An 18086-nucleotide genomic window follows, 5' to 3' on the forward strand; every position below is an offset into this window, starting at 1 on the left:
ACCAATTCCCTACTTCAAAAGTTTCAATTCCTCAAAGGTACGATCTAAACCCAAACAGACACCTTCTTCACGTTTTATTACACCTGTTTCAATTCCTCAAAGGTACGATCTAAACACGGCTGCCTGTATACCTTCGCCTAGATCGTCCATCGGTTTCAATTCCTCAAAGGTACGATCTAAACCTTCGCCCGCGCCTAGCGTTAGTTCCTGCCAGCGCAGTTTCAATTCCTCAAAGGTACGATCTAAACATGCTCCCCGTCTATTTTTATGATAGGGGCGATGAAGGTTTCAATTCCTCAAAGGTACGATCTAAACTCAACCTGCATCGCAAGTTCGTCGCTGAGTTGATTAAGTTTCAATTCCTCAAAGGTACGATCTAAACTTGAACTCATTTCCCCGCTCATCGTGTCTGCAGTTCCGTTTCAATTCCTCAAAGGTACGATCTAAACGGCACTGCTGCCTATTTTAGTGCAATATTACACACCTGTTTCAATTCCTCAAAGGTACGATCTAAACATTCTGCTTAGGTGTAGCTGTAGATGGAGCGGTAAGGTTTCAATTCCTCAAAGGTACGATCTAAACCCAAACCGCGCTGCCCATGCTTCCTACACCGTCGAGTTTCAATTCCTCAAAGGTACGATCTAAACAATCTTTCCGTTTTGGTCAAGAGAATGTCTATTATCGTTTCAATTCCTCAAAGGTACGATCTAAACCCGTTAGCGTTCCGGGTTGTATTTACCTGCACAACCCGTTTCAATTCCTCAAAGGTACGATCTAAACTGTATTCCTTCCCTTTTCCATCAACCACAACTTTTGAGTTTCAATTCCTCAAAGGTACGATCTAAACCGCAGCAAACCCAAATGGCCGGCATGTTTATTGGTGTTTCAATTCCTCAAAGGTACGATCTAAACGTTAGCATTCTTTAACAACAGCACATGGCGGCGTGAGTTTCAATTCCTCAAAGGTACGATCTAAACATAATTTCCAATTAAATTTTCGATAGAAGATATTCGAGTTTCAATTCCTCAAAGGTACGATCTAAACCCCAAAAAATGGCTAATATAAGCGTTCTATGCTACATCTAGATTTCCTGCTTTTTGTTGAAAATATAGATAAAATTTTTCAACCCCCTGATAGATCCCCTATTGAGAAGATAATTCATGTCGTCGATCTTCAGGGTTTATTACGCTATTAATGGTCGACGACAATAGATTGACACCATAACATGGATTAGATGATGTTATCATCACCACCTTTTTTCAGGCCCATTTCTTCTCTTTGAGAATATTTTTGCGATCGGAAAGTATAAAGGATCACAGAATCTTCATCGGGATCTATTAACATTTCCAATTCTTTTTTTAGTTTAACAAAATTCGCCTTAGAAATCTCACCTTCCAAAACAGAATTCTGAACCCAATGTAAATATCGACGGCCAATCTTTAAAGCCTTATTTACCCTTTTTTGGGCAAAATCATAGACCAAGATAACAAACAAATTGTTCACCTCTTTACCACGAAGCTTTATAAGGCTTATATTCTTTTTCGCTAAGTAAGTGCTTTTGTACTTTATACAACTCTAGCCGAACCAATCGCCGATAGGATACTGACTTCCCTAGATGCCGGTGATTAACAGTCTGTTTCATTCGACTGTCAAATTCGGAAATAAATGTCTTTCTGCCAGAATCGGATAAGAGAATGGCATCTGTTTGTTTGTCAAAATCTTTTTTCTGGATCATCTTTTTATTTAATAGTGAAAAAATCAACCGGTCAACGATAATCGGTTTAAAAATTTCCGCAACATCTAGATTCAGGGAAAAACGCCTGAAATTCGTCGCATGTAAATATCCAATGCGTGGATCAAGGTACGTTTTGTATATTTCACTTAATACCATCGTGTAGCAAATAGAATTTCCAAAGCTAATTAGTGCGTTTAATCGATTCAGTGGGGGACGGCTGCTCCTTTTTTCAAAATGGAAATCGCGATTCCCAATGATAATGTCGAAAGCAGAATAGTACTTTTCTCGTGCATGTCCTTCCACCGCCATCACTTCTTCTACGGATTCCAAAGGTTCCAACTGATTATGTACTTGTGCAAAATCTGCTGTGATTTCCTCCAACCTCTCACGGTCTTGTTTTACTCGGTTCCTATAGTACTTAATTACCCTATCCATTTGTCCGACTGACCCACGTACAAAAGTTTTTGCCAATTCTATTCTTCGATCAAAGTGAATATAGTGTTCTGCTTGTTTAAGAATTACATGTCCAGCGTTCAAATGCTCTCGAGGGTAAAATGTTCCTGTATAATAACCGTAATGATTATAATAGTGTACACAAATTTCTTTTTGTGAAACAAATTCCAAGAATCGCTTACTTACATCTACTTCGCCAAAAACATAAATGTCATTTGTATCTTCAACTGGTATGACTTTTTTCCCCTCTTCATTTTCAAAAAAGAGTGTATTGTCTTTACGACGAAGCTGACCATGTTTAAAAATGTATAGCGTCTTTTTCATACTTATCCCTCCGCCCAGCAATATTCACGATAAGCGCATCTACGGCAAAATTTGATTTTTTTAGGGTCGGGTGGAATCTGTTGGCGAGCAATTTGACGAATATCTTCCACCGCCTCTTTCAAGCGTTGATCAGACTCTTCATCCAAATAAACCGCTTCAGTCTTCTTTTCTTCAGGAAAAAGTAATTCTCCGCTTGCATTAATCCCCATCTTGCGTAATGTTTGGAGATAATAGAGCAATTGGTATCGTGCACTTTCCAAATAGCGTGAAGACTTTTTGACTTCGCCTATAATTAATTGCCCCCTTTCCTTACGAACCCGATCCACTTTAATATTCCCAATCAGAACTTCTTTTTTATTTCTTTCATACGTATGTTCATTGATAAATCTACCAAGATCCAAGTTCTCATCATCCTGGTCCGCTGCAATGTTGTGTATAAGCAACCAGACTTCTCGTTTACAGATAAAGTAGTACCAAACATGTGTGCCAGTTACGTCCATTACATAAGACAGCGAGATCACACCCTTTCTATTTACATCATCCATGCTTCAACCTCAGATTGAGAACGTATAATTCCATATTCCATATTGTAATGCTGGTATAAAAGATAATATGGAATGTGTAATAAATGCAGGCGTTGGTATAGATCAATTTGATCCTTTAACTCTCCTTGAAAATACTTTAACGGTGCGGATATAACATATCTTCTAATTTCTTTTTTCAAATGCAAATGTTTTTTGAATCGCTCTTCAGGGTTCTCTTCTTCAAATACATTTGCCACGTATTCTTTCCACAGTGACTGTGATGCTTCATCTATTTCAAAATAGACATCTACAAATTCTGAATTATTTTCATCAATAAGTTGGAAGTCTGAAATATATGTTTTTGTATTATAGCTCCCATTAAAATGTAACGTCTGAATGGCCTTCCAAAGTTCTTTAGAATGGTCTTTATTGATATGTTTTTGGATTAAAGTAAAATAATTATCGATATGATCAAGGAAATCAGATTCACTTATCTTTTCTGTAGGTAATAATTCTTTGGAAATACTAATGTGTGCTTTTCCATACACAAGCCTTGCTTCATCTTGACCATTGTCTCTCAAAATCGGGAGTATCTTGACTTCCCCTCGATCGTTTCCACCGTTTCGGTTACACCTACCTGCTGCTTGAATAATTGAATCAATGGGCCCAATATCTCTATATACCACATCAAAGTCTAAATCTACTCCTGCTTCGATTACTTGCGTTGAAACGACAATGACCTGATAATCTTCCATTAAACATTCTATTTCCGTGATTCGCCTCTGCCTTTCAATAGGGACGATATTCGTAGATAAATAGATGAGCTTTAAATCTGGATAGTCCTTAGATGGAAATCTTTCTTTCATTTTATTGTATACTTCAATAGACGAGGAAATCGTATTAAAAATAGCTAAATAATTTTTAACTCCTTGATAATGATCCTTAAAATATTCGATCCATTCATCTAAACTATAACTTTCTCCTTGATTCGGAATAAAGGTTAAGTCGACTCGGTCCATTGAGTTGAAAAAGTCTGCTTTAGTATGGACTTTAGATTCCAAAAGTTCTGTCGTATCTTCCTGTGAAAAAATAAGCGGCTGCGTAGCTGTCATTAAAATTATTTTACAATGAAATAAATTAGTTAACGCTTGAAAAGTACTTTTAAGCAACTGCCAGTATTCTGCCCTGATATTCTGAATCTCATCAAGAATAATAATGCTGTTGGTTAATTTGGAAAACTTCTTTAATGGGCGGTTTCTCCATCCGATGAGGGTCTCTAACAATTGAATGTATGTTGTGACGATAAATTCTGATTCCCAACTTTCTGTTAATAAAAGCGCTTCATGAACAGGGCGTTCTTCTTGTTCATGGTATTGAATGTCTGCTAAATGATGATTTTTTAAAAGGAAACTTTCCTGATTTTGTTTAAATGTATCAACGTATTCCTCAAAAATTTTTTCTGCCTGATCATAATTTTGATCTATAACACTCGTGAATGGTAATGTATAAATAATGCGCGGTGCCCTTCCATCCTCTTCCGCTTTTTTTCTTAGTTTCAAGGCAATGGAGTAGGCCATTAAGGTTTTCCCAGATCCAGTGGGAGCCGTCAATGTAGCAATCGGGTCATTAAAATGTTCGATATTAGATATGGCTGTATCATACATTTTATTTCGCCAACCATTCATTCCTGATTTATCCCTGACATCAAACGTATCTTCCCGATATAAATCTACTATATTGGGTGGTATAGTTTGCCTTGAGACCTTGTGAGTATTGGATGCAGAATGTTTATCTGAGTCGATTAGGGCGGAATATAACACTTGATGGATAAAGTAAAGTTCAGCAATTATTGGGTCTTCTTTCCATGCAAGCTTATTGATTTTCCGTTGGTATTTTTTCAACTCTTTCATTGTTTGAGGCCATTCTTCTATGAAAGAAAGTACAATATTTTGTGGTATAAAAACCGAGTAATGACATCCTAGTTCAGATAATTCTTTTTGGATCTCTTCTGCATTCACTTTTATATCCTCAATTTGGATCTCCATAGTCTTAACACGTTGATAATAATCATGCAGATCATCATCGGGTTTTAGTACAACATGCTCCATCGCTTTTAAATTACCGTGATGATGCAGGACGGATATATAACATAAAAGGGGAGCAAAAGGTGCAAATACTGAATGATGCTCTTCACAACTCTTATTGCATAAATGGGCGGTAAAAACGGCAGAAATAAAAGAATGATGTGATTTTTTTCCACCCTTGTTATTTTTCAGATGATCCTGAAAATAGCTTGTATATTTCCCAAAATCATGACCAATTCCGTTTATGATAGAAAGGGTAAGGAGAAGATCGTGTTCGATCTTCTCTTTTTTCAAATGAACGTCCTCTACCAAACTCTTAGATAGCTGGCAAACTTCGTCAATATGATAAAATAGTCGTTTGTCTTCATGGGATAAAAAGTACATTGCAAAGGGCACCTCACATATATAATATATTCTCTGTCTTGCCCTGGTATTGAACTTGAAAGTACTCCCCTCGTGGTTCAGCAATAATTCTACCTGAACGTTCGATAAGGTAAGACATAGATTCTTCTAAATAACGATCCTTATTGAAGAATCTTGGCATCCGCTCTTTTTGATAAAATAGCTGATCACTATTAATATTAAATTGCACGGATTTTTCCTTCAAACCCTGAATAGGCGATAACGTATGAATCGGGATCGGTCCATCCGCTTGTTTTTTTTCACAAATACCTTCTTCGATCCAACATAATTTTCCCAGCATTTCTGTCAGACCTAAATAGGGCGGATAAACGTAGGTTTGATTTTTTAACCTTTGTTTTAAATCATTTTGAAGGGCAGGATCTGCATGTCGAAAAAAGATACGATACGTAAGTTCATGTTGTTCAAGTGGCGGGAATAAAAACTCGACGGGTATTTGCGTACGACCCTTACTTAAGTTTACATCTGTTTTGTTCTTGACAAACATATAATTTACTGTCTGTATAATTTTTCTAGGCCATCCAACTACCGAAATGGCAATATCAGCATTTTCAGGATTGAACAATTCATAGTGCGAGTCCTTTTCGTAACCAAGGATTCCTGCCAACAACCCTGCTATCACAGTGCGGGGTGGGGCAATGTACGATAAAGAAGAGGAGTTTGTATCAAATTTTTTAAATTGGGCTATAGGCCCTTTTAGGTCAAACACTAAAATTGTTGACATATAGAAATCCTCCCTTAAACGTTAGCCCCTTCCAAGCTGCTTACTTTTTTTTGTAATGATGATGGTAAAAGTTCAGTGAATGGTTTCGCTTCACCCTTATGTTCTAATTCCAAGGAGTGATCGTGCCAAATGTGGATTTTTTCAATTTGATCAGATACTTGAACCAACTTATCAACCAATAAATCAATGTTAATTTTGGTTTCAGCAACAGAACGAAGTCCTTCTTGCTCTTCAAGACGGAGATAATCACGAAGATCACCGGTTATAAATTCTGGGTTAGTATATTCCACTCGTATGTATAACCGTGGATACTGCCCAACCTTGCTTCGTGTTGCCTGTAAAGGAATTGAGCGTACGATAGCTTCATCTAATAATTGAACATCTTGGTCTGTTAAACGTGTATGTTCAGCGCGCTTCGCACTAATCAGGCCATGAAAAGCTATTAATGAATAATACAGCCGATAATCCTTGCCTATTGACCCACGCTCATTTTCATCACTTGAACTAAAATGGGAAGTAATCGATGAAGATTCTACAAGACTTACTTTATTAAGGGAGTGACCCCAATTAAACTGAACAGGTCCCGTATACGTTAATGACCCACCCCTTGAACCATTACTTTGAATAGGCATTGTTGCTCCAAATAAGCGCACATCTATGAGTTGATCCAACATCCACTGTTTAGCAGGTTCTTCTAATTTTTTTAGGTTTACCTTCTCTTCATATTTATCAAATAAATTTTCCAAACGCTTTGTTGCGTTAACGGTCTTTCCATCAACTTGACCTGCATATATCTCCAATTCCTTATTAAGGAAATAATCGCGTAAATACCTCTTTAACCGAACGTCACTCACTAAATTAATTGAACGCTCATAGTCCATCCTTGGACGATTTTCATCATCTATATCACCGTTTGGATTTGTTAACTTTGCATCATATAAAAATAAAATATCGCTATTGTTCATTGGTATTTTCCTCCCTTTGGAGTTTATTAAAACGTTTTTGCGTGCCAAATGCATAGCCTGCAAGAATATAGAAAACAGTTTCATTATCTCTCATTGACCATGTTTTTAATGCTGCATCAAACAAACGTTTATGTTCAGCAAACATTGCTTCTTGATAAGAATTTATTGCAGTTTTCGTTAATTGGCTTAGCCTTCCATGAACCTCGGTCGATAACATCGCTATTTTTGTTTTATTCATTCCTTGGTAATTGATCTTGTTTAGTATCGGCTTTGTCGGCTCTTGCTTGCTGTACTGCATGGATGCCACTTCAGCAATTAAGCAACCTAGTAAAAACATGGCACTTTCCTCTTCTCCGTATTGCATGGTTTTCATATAATCCACGATTAGGTTATCTTTCAACTGATAATCAATGGTATCCTCCACTTTTTCTCCCTCCTCCTTTGTTAATTGATCAATCAGCCATAGAAATGATTGACATCGTAACATCTTGTCACGTAAGTGATAATCAATATTGCTTACTTTCTGGATTTGATAATTACCAAATTGTTCATGACGATAGATCTTGGCAAGCTGGACAAATTGGCTGATTAGCCAATTGTTAGATATTCTATTACCTGACAACATTGATTCATATACTGTTAATATTTTATGTTTTTCTTGCGGATTGCCACCTTGGATTTTCATTGGAATTAAATAATAGATATTTTCCAAACCTAGTTCCCAACTTCCCTCCCCGTAAAAATAATTAGATAGATCAGTACTCTCCTGCTGTAATCTTATAAGCCGTCCCAATTTGGAGATCGGAATACCTTTGATAAGCTTGTTAACCTTAAAAGAATTCTGCAGACTAGTAAAGAATAAAAAATTAAGAACGACTTGGTTCAAACCATCCTCGTCTTCCTCGAGGTAATCGCCAGTTATTTCATTAACTTCATGTGAAACGTTGATGATCTTAGTAGTTTCCACGTAATTTTTTACTTTTTCACTTAGATTATCTAGAAAGTAATTTGTATCGTCAGTATCCTTACTTTTAAATATAACTTCGGGAACTACATAACATGGAAGAGCCACAAATCGAGTATGAAAATTTCTCATTATATATGATTCTCCAGCCATTAGCTGTCGGTAAGTCTGTTTTCCCAGAACCATATTTTTCGAAAATCCAGTTTTTTCTATATTACTTGCAAAGTTTATTTTGTCATTAATGTAGTAGTTAAACTTTAATTTAGCTGTATCCGAGGTTACGGTTTGCTCCTCTCCAGTTACACTGCAAACCCCTTCTTTTGCCTTTTGAAATATATTCTCTTTCTCTTGAACAACAAGTTCACGATAATAAGTTTGGTCAATAATTCTCGAGCCGTTGATAGACAAAGAAAAAAGCTGAATTTCATCTGAAGCAAGTCCGTGTTCCTTTTTTAGTAGTCTGTAAAAATCCTTACCGGCCGCTTCAACTACCTTTTTTAGTTCTTCCTTTTCAATAACATTCGCATCGTAGTATTGTGGTGAAATGATATATCTATACCTCTGTTCTTTGGGGCCTCCAGGCCCTATGTCTATGAAGAATTGATCGTAAGCTTGTTTTAGCTGATTGAAAAACACATCTTTTTGTTCCCACATATTAAGAAGGGTAGGGATCGTTTGGCTTAACAAATACTCTACATTTGTCGTTGTAGCATACCATTGCGGACTATTAGGTCCATCTGCCGTACCAATCCATAAAAAATCAAGCGGAGTATCGTCTTGAACTTCATACGGTGGATAGATTTTCAATTGATTCGAATGCGTGAGTAAGTCAATTTCTACGATATGTTGAGTCTTATTTTTAAATTTTTTATAGACTGGAAGAGTTAAAGCTTCTGTTAAGTTTTTTTCTTCCAAAGCCATTTTTCCAAGATCTTTTATCGCTTCAATCATTGTTTCACTCCTTTATAGCGAGCCCCCCAGAATATTGCATTAAAAATAAATCTGACTTATTTCTAACACACCTCCTTCGATTAGTTTAAAACCTCCGGCAAACCAAACCCTTGAGAATTTTTACTACCTATTCCTACCGTACAAGCAAACGTTAGTATATTTGGTTCTCCTTGAAGTAAATATGTGCCATTCCACGCTTCTATAATAAAACCCTTAAATCTCGTTACGATTTTGTCTTTTTTATTTACTTTTATTGGTTTGATAGCTACTCTGGAGCTTAATTGTTCGCCATAATACGCCCTGTATTTGTTATTTATATTTTCATTAATTAAGTGAACAAATGCATGATCCCAAGGTTTATAATATTGCGTTGTTTTGCTTGCCCTACCTTCAAAAGTACTATGTACGGTGATGGGTGAAACCATACGAATTACACATTCCTTGTCATTGACCGTGGTAGTTTTATATTGCAGCTCTTCAACAGAGACCGGGTGATTACTAATATAAAGAAAATCCTTCATTAGCATACTTTGACCCAAGCTTTGAATAAATTTTGGTAAGCAAGAACTGACTTCCCAACTTACCTTGTCTTCGAAAGTAATCGTCTTATTTTTTGGATTGATCTTTCCTTTTCCTTGCAAACGGCTAAACGTAAACATTTTAAAAATTCGTCTTCCATCTGTGTATCCCTCTTCATGAAGAAAACGAGAAAAGGTTTCATCATCAATCTGATTATAAATAAACCCCTGTAGAATTTGCTGGTAATTAAGTGGCAGGGTCAAAGGAGATGAAAGTTTAAATTGGACATATAGACGCATGAGGCGCCCTCCTAATGTTATATTTATTTGTAATAGTCAGATATACATTTCCTTATTAAAAGGATATATAAGGATAGCAAATAAATCAATAAAAAAGTTATAAAGATCTTGAGATAACATAAAATTGAAGGTTAAAAGAGATGGATGTCTTCAAGTTTGAAAACAATATACATGTTAGTAAAAATTTTCCATTTATACCAGTATATCGGGCCGCCCCTTTATGAATTAACTCGCAAAACCCTGTACGTGAATTTGGGCAAAGAACAGATGGAATACCTATAGAAGAAGCGATGAAAGAAATGAAGGAAATGTATTCAAGTGCCGATGTTTAGCGCTGCGTGATCCATAAGGTTCGACATTCGCTCAACGCCGATCGTTAATCTTGAGCGAATGATAGGAGTGATCGAAACGGGATTCGGCGCGGGGAGTAGGTTTTTCGGCGCAGTAACACGTTTATTCGGCGCACAACCTAGATAATTCGGCGCGCTGGGCATTTTATTCAGCGCTTGAGGAATTTTTTCTTTAAGGCGATATCGTTAACCAAAAACATAAAAAAGAGACTTCTACCGAGTTAGCAGCTTGATGAAAAGTCTCTCTGAGGGATTTTTTTCTTGATAGAATAAATAACCTTAGTATTCCGTTCATCAAACCACCTTCTTTTCTAATCTTTACACCGGGTTCCTTCTTAACGTCCGAATAGAAACTTCATGATCACCTAAAATTTCGTGAATGGATTTTTGATCCTCTAATATTTGCTCTACTTTCTGATCTGTGACCGTTAACATCCTATTAGCATCAAGTAAAGCACGCTTGATATACGGGTGATATCCCTTCAGTTCCTTCAAATCACTTTCTAGATTACCAACTTTAGTCTCTATACCTAGCATTTGCCTCTCCATCCCTGTCATTTGCTCTTGCACCCCTGAATGTAAAATGACTGGGACTCATTACGCTGAAGCGTTTCTTTAAGCAAAAGGTATATAAAAGATTAAGAAACAAAATCACCTCCGCGCCTCTGTAGATGAGTGCGGAGGTGGGAGGAAATAGTAACAGAAGTTGGTTCATACTCTTCTATCTTCCTTGGCCAGAAGCTCTTACACGAATGGTGTCGGTCATTTTGTTTTCTTCTTTTTCATTCATAAGCTTTTCTCCATAAACATTGTAAATGTTCAAATCTGGATCAAACTTCGCTTGAAGATTATGGGTCCCGGGTGATAATTCAGGCACCTCTGTTTCAAAAACAAATTGGTCATGACCTTTTTGCTCGACTAATTCGAAGTACGTTTCTTCTTCTCCAATGGTAGCACTTAGACGTTTATTCCCGTTAAGCATAACATAATCCTCAAAGGTAGCTTCGATTTGTATCTTTTCCCCAGATCGGTACACAGGTGGAGGTGATAAAATCACATCCATTGATGCTAATTCCGGTATCGGTTTTTCGCCTTCCTGTTCCCACTTCAAAAATTCAGTATTGAACTTCATAAAATCCATTTCGGTGTTGGGAGTACCTTCGTAAAAGAGCCCAATTTCTCCATCAGGAAGATTCGTTAAACTGGAGTATCCGTAATGACCTTGTTTCACAAGTTGCTCATATTTCCAATCAAATGAATAATCTGTATATCCGTTTTCGTCCGTTCCGTTTTCTTCAATCAGACCTACCCTGACAGTACCGTTAATACGATCCACCGAATGATTAGCACTAGAGAAAATAACCGCTTCTTTTCCATCAATTTGACCATCATAACGGATCGCTGACATTTGGCTGTACGGGGCCACTAAATCTTCTTCCGTCTTCACTTCTTCTTGCCATGTTTCCCCACCGTCTAAGCTTGTTGCAATCTGTGCGTATCCTGAGTAATTACGCATAAATAGTTTGAGCTGACCATCGGGCATTTCTACAACTTGCGCTTCGGTTATTTCATGATCCTGTTCCGTAAAATCCTTCTCATTGATGGTTTCTCCATCTCCTATCACTCTTCCTTCGTTGGGAGATTCTCCACGATGCCATGTTTCCCCATTGTCATCACTGTAAATCACCGCACTTGCTTGCCTGTTATTGTCATTGATGAAATAAACAGGGAACACTAATCGACCTTCATTGGGACCTTCGCTCAACTGAATGCCGTTACCCGGTCCAACCCCTAGAAACATCATATATTCTTCTTTTACTTGATCATTTAAATCGATCGGACCCGTCCATGTCTCCCCATCATCGTCGCTGTAATATAATTCTAAATACGATGTTTTAAAGGGTTTTAAAGGGGACGATTCACTAAAAATATTGTCTATTTTCTCTCCGCTTTCATATAAGTTTCTTTGCATGTCGACGGAATAATCCGTTAAATTTCCCTCTTCATCATAGACCTTTCCCTCTTCTCTGATCGTATATTGACGATCATCTTCATCGGTCAGAAACATATAATCTTCTCCATCAATCGTCGTAAAGCCCGTGCCTTTATTTATATTAGCGCCAAATCCACCCATTAGACCGGCTCCATCAGGAAATCCATCAACAAGTGCAAAAACTCTTTCGTTTGAAATATCCTCTGTAAAAGCTAAATCAATATTCGATGCTTCATCGGGGTAGGCATTAATCAAACTACCCTCTTCTTCCCATGTGTCCCCTTGATCCATGCTCCGGCGAAGAGCTGCATGAATGTCATTTGGAGAATCACCTGGCCCTCCAACTCGACGGTCTATGCCAGCTAGAAGTGTATCATTCTGCGTATAGTACAAAGCAGGAATTCTAAAATTTGGAGAATCCATAAAACCGGGATAAAAGATACTCTCGGAGTCTGAGACATAAGCATCTTCGGGCATAGGGTTGGTTACGGGCTCAGACGCCGTTTCTTCCGTAATATTTTTCAGTGTTTCATCTGAAAGTGGTTCACTGTAGATGTCTGCAAAGTCAATATCTCCACTAAAAGGATAATTGTTTCCAGATTCCCTATCAGTTTGCCCTAAATACGAACGATTCGGATTATAAATGTTGCTCAAGAATTTTCGCGGGGACTGTGTATCTTCTTTGACTAATTCACCATTCAGAAAATACTTATATCCTTCGTCTTTGTCCATCACCATTGCGGCCGTGTGCACTTCTCCTTCTTTGAGTTCCACCGGTTCAGATGCAATATGGATGTTTTCTTGTGGCTCCCCGGGTGCTTCATACCGATTCTCACTTCCTATGGTATTGGGAGAAATGTAGAAATGGAAATGGCCATCTGAGACGTTGTTGTTACTTAAAGAAAAAAGCGACATAATGGAAGAACCTTCATGTCTAAATCTTACGACGATTGTTCCTTCATCTAACGTATTCAGCTGCTCTACTTCCTCATTTAGTTTTATATAATTGTTATCCGTTATGGTTTGATTTTCGATTTGCAGAATTGGGTCCGGAGTCTCGGCAGCCGCCCCCGATTCATCCGCAAACGCGAAAATGAACACCACTGGTATAAGCGTAATTAATGACCTGATTACGGTTTCCTTCAAAATAAACGCCTCCCTTATTATTAAGCAGTAATCATCTGATACACAGCACCTTGCAAATTAGCGTCATTCCCATTTTGGGCGAATTTTAACTGTAAGGGACGTTGAAAAGAAGACATGATCTGTTGGTTCACTTGTGCTTTCAATTTTTCAAGTAAATATTCTCCTTGTTCAGAGATCCCTCCTCCCATAACAACTAAAGAGGGATTGAACACATGAATGAGTGTCTTCATCCCCAGCGATATATCCGAAACCCACTGGTCAATGATAAGTTCTGCTTTCTTCTCTCCTTTTTTAGCCTCCGAAAATAACCCCCGAAGTGAATCACCTCCTTCAAAGTGTTCGTAAGCCTTTTGCTCAAGGGCTCTACTTGACGCATACATTTCATAACATCCCCTGTCTCCGCACGTGCATATCTTCCCATTCGGATAAAGGGTCATATGCCCAAACTCCCCTGCAGAAAAGGAAGCGCCCCGATAGACGGCTCCATCATGAACAATGGCACCACCAATGCCGGTGCCAAAAGTCATGCATAGAAAATAGCGGGAGTCTTGAGCTGCCCCTTTCCAATATTCCCCGAGCGCGGTGCAATTCACATCATTATCGACAACCACCGGCAATCGCACGGCCTGTTCTAATTCTCGTTTGATATGAACGCCCGTATATCCGGGTATGGCATCTGTCGCATAGATCACTTTTCCCTCGAGGTTGTCCACTTGCCCAGCAGTGCTGACCGCAACACCGTCGAGAATATATGCTTTTTGCAACTCCTGCACAAGTGCTATGATTTGGCTGACAACAACGACACCACCTTCTTGGGCTTTAGTGGCTACATGGGATTTGAAATGAATGTTGCCTTTGTCGTCTACGATTCCGTATTTAATATTTGTTCCACCGATATCAAAAGCTCCAATCATCATTTGCGCCCTCCGAACCTAATTCAATATATCTACCAAGAACGTTGCAATCTCCGGAACAAAGATTAAAATGATCAATACTGCAAAAAGAGGAAGTAAAAACGGAAGCACGCCTCTGTACATCGTACCGACCGGAATGTCACCTACACGTGAGACGACGAATAATGCCATCCCCATTGGAGGTGTCAAAATACCAATCATCAAACATAGGATAACGAAGATACCGAAAAAGATCGGATCAATACCTACGCTTGTTGCCACGGGAATAAGCACCGGCACAACAAGAACAAGCAATGCTAAAGCTTCAATGAAGGTTCCGAGAATAAGCAGCAACACACTGATTAACAGTAGCAACAAAATCGGGTTTTCTGTCACACCGAGAAAAAAGTCAGCCACTTGTATAGCGACTTGCTCTCGGGCGATAAATTGCCCAAAAAATTCAACAGACGCGAGCATCAACACGACAACCCCGGTCAATTTCATCGAATCTACAATATTGGCATATAATTTTTGGAAATTAAGTTCCCGATAGACAAAGAAGCCTAAAATTAAAGCGTAACAAGTACTAACAACGGCAGCTTCTGTCGGAGTAAAATAGCCGGAAAATATCCCAACAATGATAATCACAGGGGTCAACAGTGCCCAAAATGCTCTCAGGAAATCCTTGCCGATCATTTTCAAACTCGCTTTTTCCAATACCTGGTATCCGCGTTTTTTGGCCAAAATATAAGCAGCCGCGAACAAAGATACACATACAAGCAGCCCAGGAACTAAACCAGCAATGAACATGGAAGCGACGGATACGTTCGCGATCGCCGCATAAATAATCATATTCAAACTCGGTGGAATAATCCCGCTTAAGATCGCCGATGCCGCAGTTAATCCGCCGTTATAATCATCGTCATAACCAGCCTTTCGCATCGTCTTGATTTCAAGCTGCCCCAATCCCCCGGCATCCGCGAGTGATGAACCGGACATACCGGAAAACATCAGACTGGCCGTAATGTTTACATGACCAATGCCACCGGTGATATGTCCTACTAGTGATCTCGCAAAATCGAAAATACGATCTGTGATCCCCGAAGAATTCATTAAAGCTCCCGTTAAGATGAAGAACGGAATCGCCAATAAAGTGAAATTATCTATCCCAGCTATTAACTGGGCACCGGATGAATAAACAAGACTCCAATCTCCAATCATAAAATATAACAGCCCCGCTATGAGAAGGGAAAAACCAACAGGCACACCTAGAAACAGCAATATAATCCAAATAATAAATATAATTGCGACGTCCATTACTCTACCCCCCTCGTCTTCTCTTTCCGCCATTCTTTAATAAGTCGTTCAATGAGACGGTATATCATTAATAGCGTGAGTATAGGTAGAGCCAAATACATATACATGTATGAAATTTGCAAGGTAACAATGTTAAGATGTGCCTGATTCTGTACAATCGGGATACTAATCATAAATACGGTCACGAGTGCACTGAGAATTAACAGTTGGTTAAAGGTATACACCCACTTCTGAGCCTTAGCCGGAAGTTTATTGATCAAAACATCAATGGATACGTGACTATCATCTTTAATACAAGCGACAATCCCTAAATAACCTACATAGATAAACAAAAGCTTGCTTAATTCTTCAGACCACATGAGGGGAGTCCCAAACCCTTGGCGAGCCGATGTTTGAGCAATTAAAATAAGGAGCATTGCGACAAACAAGCTACTGCCAATAATTTCTTCAAAATGGTCATAGATTTTTTTTATCATGGATGCTCACCTGCATTTTGGCATTTTTAGGCGCAAAGCCCCCTATCACAAATTCTTGTCGATTTATGAGAACGGTTGCCTTGTAAATCTCTCATCTTCCATGGTTCCACACATCCCGAACATACAAGGGGAATGATTGGGGCAATAGACTGCCCCAGTTTCAACGTTTGCTAGAAATTGAATGGAAAGCCTATCATTCACGCGCTTCATCAATGATATCCATATACTCTTCGGCGCCTTCGCCAATTTTATCCAGATACTCAGGATAGACTTCGGAGAGAGCTTCTTCAAATTCGTCTAAATCCGGCTCTGTGATGGTCACACCTTCTTCTGCAAAGAATTCAAGCAATTCTTCTTCTTCTGTAGCAAATAAGTCAGTGTGATGGTCAGCTGCCTCAGTAATGCCATCGCTTAAAATTTGTTGAAGATCCTCAGGAAGTTCCTGCCATGTCACATCACTCACTACATAGGTGTTATCGTTCACCACGTGGTTCGTTAACGCAATGTAATCTTGCACCTCATAAAAGCTTTGTGCTTCAATAGCCGAAAGCGGATTTTCTTGCCCATCCACTTGGTTTGTCTGCAAAGCCAAATAGACCTCATCAAAGTTCATTGGTGTCGGATTGGCACCTGTATATTCCGCGTAATCGAGCAACGTTTGCGCCTCAGGGGTGCGTATGTTCAGCCCTTCCATGTCGGCAAGCTCGTTGATCTCAGTATTGCTTGAGGTTTGTCTCGTACCGTTATAACCCGTATCCATCACGCGCAAGTGATGCTCGTCAATCAACTCTTCACGCAATTCCTCGCCATATTCCGTTTCATAAATTACTCGTTCGATATGATCAAAATCTTCAATCACATACGGCACCATTAGAAGCTCGGCACGAGGAACCCATTCGCCAAACCGTCCCATTTCCGATAATGTGATATCGAGCGATCCATCCTGTAATTGCCCAAGCATGGAAAGATCATCACCCAGCTGAGCATCCGGATATAAGGTGATGGTCAATTGTCCATCACTTTCTTCCTCTACATAGTCCGCCAAATACTCTGCTGCCTCGTATTCATTGGACTGAGTACCGGGCTGCATCCCGAATTGGAGCTCAAATTCTTCCTCCTCTCCACCATTACCGTTCTCACCGGTTTCATCTGTAGCAGCTTCTTCACTTTCTTGATCACCATTTCCGCAAGCCGCCAGCATTAGCGACGCCATTAAACTAAACGAGAAAACCATCCCTTTTTTCATACTTTGATTACCCCCTCTAAGATTCATTCATCTTTGCCACGAATTTTTCCGTGATCCATTGCGGACGTGTAACAGCACTACCAACGACGACGGATTCTGCTCCCAGTTCAAGGGCATGCTTTGCCTTTTCTGGAGTGTCCATGTTCCCTTCGGCGATGACTGGCAATGCTGTACGTTTGACGATTTGTTCCAATACTTTTAACGGGTCATCCTCTTTGGAATACTCGGTATACCCTACTAAGGTGGTAGCAACCAAATCCACACCACAATCTTCAGCATGGAGCGCTTCTTGTACAGTAGATACATCGGCCATCAGCTTTTGATTAGGAAAACGTTCTTTAATAGATAATACAAAAGAATCTAATGCACGGTTGCCGGGACGAATCCTGTCGGTAGCGTCAAAAGCGATCACGTCGACTCCTTCGTCATATAAAGCTTGGACCTCCTTTTCAGTTGGGGTGATCACTACCTCACTGTCGTCATAATCTTTCTTAATAATTCCAATAATAGGAAGTTTCACTTCTTGTTTAATGGCTCTGATGTCAGCTACACTATTAGCGCGGATGCCACATGCTCCGCCAAGCTTAGCCGCCAAAGCCATTTTGGACATGATAAACGGACTGTGGAGTGGTTCGTTGTGCAACGCTTGGCAAGAAATAATTAACTTATTGTTCATGTTTTACTATCTCCCAAATGAGTCTT

15 protein-coding genes and 1 CRISPR repeat array (1 of these 16 only partly in view) are annotated in these 18086 nt (G+C 39.1%); all 15 genes read right to left on the reverse strand.

Annotated elements, in window-relative coordinates:
* Nucleotides 1-1045: direct repeats of the CRISPR family, unit length 30 nt; unit sequence GTTTCAATTCCTCAAAGGTACGATCTAAAC; it begins 2373 nt to the left of the window's first position.
* Nucleotides 1046-1231: 186 nt separating this feature from the next.
* The 15 genes from cas2 to HNR44_RS14465 all read right to left on the reverse strand — a co-directional run bounded on the left by cas2 (nucleotide 1232) and on the right by HNR44_RS14465 (nucleotide 18060).
* Nucleotides 1232-1495, reverse strand: a complete 264-nt coding sequence (gene cas2, locus HNR44_RS14395) for a CRISPR-associated endonuclease Cas2 (RefSeq protein ID WP_184405013.1) — start codon at nucleotides 1493-1495, stop codon at nucleotides 1232-1234.
* A gap of 13 nt (nucleotides 1496-1508) precedes the next feature.
* A complete protein-coding gene (gene cas1b / locus HNR44_RS14400; RefSeq protein ID WP_184405014.1) occupies nucleotides 1509-2513 on the reverse strand; it encodes a type I-B CRISPR-associated endonuclease Cas1b in 1005 nt (334 codons plus the stop codon).
* A gap of 2 nt (nucleotides 2514-2515) precedes the next feature.
* The gene (gene cas4 / locus HNR44_RS14405) at nucleotides 2516-3013 is read right to left on the reverse strand and encodes a CRISPR-associated protein Cas4 (protein WP_184405096.1); all 498 of its coding nucleotides are present in this window, start codon (nucleotides 3011-3013) and stop codon (nucleotides 2516-2518) included.
* 32 nt (nucleotides 3014-3045) lie between these two features.
* Nucleotides 3046-5415: a CRISPR-associated helicase Cas3' gene (cas3, locus tag HNR44_RS14410; protein ID WP_184405015.1), complete on the reverse strand. Its 2370-nt coding sequence runs from the start codon at nucleotides 5413-5415 to the stop codon at nucleotides 3046-3048.
* A gap of 103 nt (nucleotides 5416-5518) precedes the next feature.
* On the reverse strand, nucleotides 5519-6265 hold the full coding sequence (cas5b, locus tag HNR44_RS14415) for a type I-B CRISPR-associated protein Cas5b (protein ID WP_184405016.1): 747 nt from the start codon (nucleotides 6263-6265) through the stop codon (nucleotides 5519-5521).
* A gap of 14 nt (nucleotides 6266-6279) precedes the next feature.
* Nucleotides 6280-7230 carry a type I-B CRISPR-associated protein Cas7/Csh2 gene (gene cas7b / locus HNR44_RS14420; protein WP_184405017.1) on the reverse strand — a complete coding sequence of 317 codons (951 nt, stop codon included), beginning with the start codon at nucleotides 7228-7230 and terminating at the stop codon, nucleotides 6280-6282.
* Nucleotides 7220-9145 carry a type I-B CRISPR-associated protein Cas8b/Csh1 gene (gene cas8b, locus HNR44_RS14425; RefSeq protein WP_184405018.1) on the reverse strand — a complete coding sequence of 642 codons (1926 nt, stop codon included), beginning with the start codon at nucleotides 9143-9145 and terminating at the stop codon, nucleotides 7220-7222. The genes cas7b and cas8b overlap by 11 nt, the downstream gene beginning before the upstream one ends.
* A gap of 80 nt (nucleotides 9146-9225) precedes the next feature.
* Nucleotides 9226-9963: a CRISPR-associated endoribonuclease Cas6 gene (gene cas6, locus HNR44_RS14430; protein ID WP_184405019.1), complete on the reverse strand. Its 738-nt coding sequence runs from the start codon at nucleotides 9961-9963 to the stop codon at nucleotides 9226-9228.
* A gap of 668 nt (nucleotides 9964-10631) precedes the next feature.
* Complete coding sequence (locus HNR44_RS14435; RefSeq protein ID WP_184405020.1) at nucleotides 10632-10871, reverse strand: hypothetical protein; 240 nt, start codon at nucleotides 10869-10871, stop codon at nucleotides 10632-10634.
* Between the two features lie 163 nt (nucleotides 10872-11034).
* Nucleotides 11035-13452, reverse strand: a complete 2418-nt coding sequence (locus HNR44_RS14440; protein WP_184405021.1) for a sialidase family protein — start codon at nucleotides 13450-13452, stop codon at nucleotides 11035-11037.
* A 20-nt stretch (nucleotides 13453-13472) separates the two neighbouring features.
* Complete coding sequence (locus tag HNR44_RS14445) at nucleotides 13473-14369, reverse strand: ROK family protein (protein WP_184405022.1); 897 nt, start codon at nucleotides 14367-14369, stop codon at nucleotides 13473-13475.
* A gap of 15 nt (nucleotides 14370-14384) precedes the next feature.
* Nucleotides 14385-15662 (reverse strand): TRAP transporter large permease, encoded by a 1278-nt coding sequence (locus tag HNR44_RS14450; protein ID WP_184405023.1) that lies wholly within the window; start codon nucleotides 15660-15662, stop codon nucleotides 14385-14387.
* Nucleotides 15662-16138: a TRAP transporter small permease gene (locus HNR44_RS14455; protein ID WP_184405024.1), complete on the reverse strand. Its 477-nt coding sequence runs from the start codon at nucleotides 16136-16138 to the stop codon at nucleotides 15662-15664. The genes HNR44_RS14450 and HNR44_RS14455 overlap by 1 nt, the downstream gene beginning before the upstream one ends.
* 193 nt (nucleotides 16139-16331) lie before the next feature.
* On the reverse strand, nucleotides 16332-17384 hold the full coding sequence (locus HNR44_RS14460) for a DctP family TRAP transporter solute-binding subunit (RefSeq protein WP_184405025.1): 1053 nt from the start codon (nucleotides 17382-17384) through the stop codon (nucleotides 16332-16334).
* A gap of 16 nt (nucleotides 17385-17400) precedes the next feature.
* The gene (locus HNR44_RS14465; RefSeq protein WP_184405026.1) at nucleotides 17401-18060 is read right to left on the reverse strand and encodes an N-acetylmannosamine-6-phosphate 2-epimerase; all 660 of its coding nucleotides are present in this window, start codon (nucleotides 18058-18060) and stop codon (nucleotides 17401-17403) included.
* Between the last annotated feature and the right edge of the window lie 26 nt (nucleotides 18061-18086).

This window comes from Geomicrobium halophilum (assembly GCF_014207655.1).
GTDB classification, from domain to species: domain Bacteria; phylum Bacillota; class Bacilli; order Bacillales; family Marinococcaceae; genus Geomicrobium; species Geomicrobium halophilum.

Coding starts and splice junctions, on each gene's coding strand:
- cas5b (WP_184405016.1), bottom strand. CDS start 6,265: ATGTCAACAATTTTAGTGTTTGACCTAAAAGGGCCTATAGCCCAATTT.
- cas7b (WP_184405017.1), bottom strand. CDS start 7,230: ATGAACAATAGCGATATTTTATTTTTATATGATGCAAAGTTAACAAAT.
- cas4 (WP_184405096.1), bottom strand. CDS start 3,013: ATGGACGTAACTGGCACACATGTTTGGTACTACTTTATCTGTAAACGA.
- cas8b (WP_184405018.1), bottom strand. CDS start 9,145: ATGATTGAAGCGATAAAAGATCTTGGAAAAATGGCTTTGGAAGAAAAA.
- HNR44_RS14445 (WP_184405022.1), bottom strand. CDS start 14,369: ATGATGATTGGAGCTTTTGATATCGGTGGAACAAATATTAAATACGGA.
- HNR44_RS14460 (WP_184405025.1), bottom strand. CDS start 17,384: ATGAAAAAAGGGATGGTTTTCTCGTTTAGTTTAATGGCGTCGCTAATG.
- HNR44_RS14450 (WP_184405023.1), bottom strand. CDS start 15,662: ATGGACGTCGCAATTATATTTATTATTTGGATTATATTGCTGTTTCTA.
- cas1b (WP_184405014.1), bottom strand. CDS start 2,513: ATGAAAAAGACGCTATACATTTTTAAACATGGTCAGCTTCGTCGTAAA.
- HNR44_RS14455 (WP_184405024.1), bottom strand. CDS start 16,138: ATGATAAAAAAAATCTATGACCATTTTGAAGAAATTATTGGCAGTAGC.
- cas6 (WP_184405019.1), bottom strand. CDS start 9,963: ATGCGTCTATATGTCCAATTTAAACTTTCATCTCCTTTGACCCTGCCA.
- HNR44_RS14435 (WP_184405020.1), bottom strand. CDS start 10,871: ATGACAGGGATGGAGAGGCAAATGCTAGGTATAGAGACTAAAGTTGGT.
- HNR44_RS14465 (WP_184405026.1), bottom strand. CDS start 18,060: ATGAACAATAAGTTAATTATTTCTTGCCAAGCGTTGCACAACGAACCA.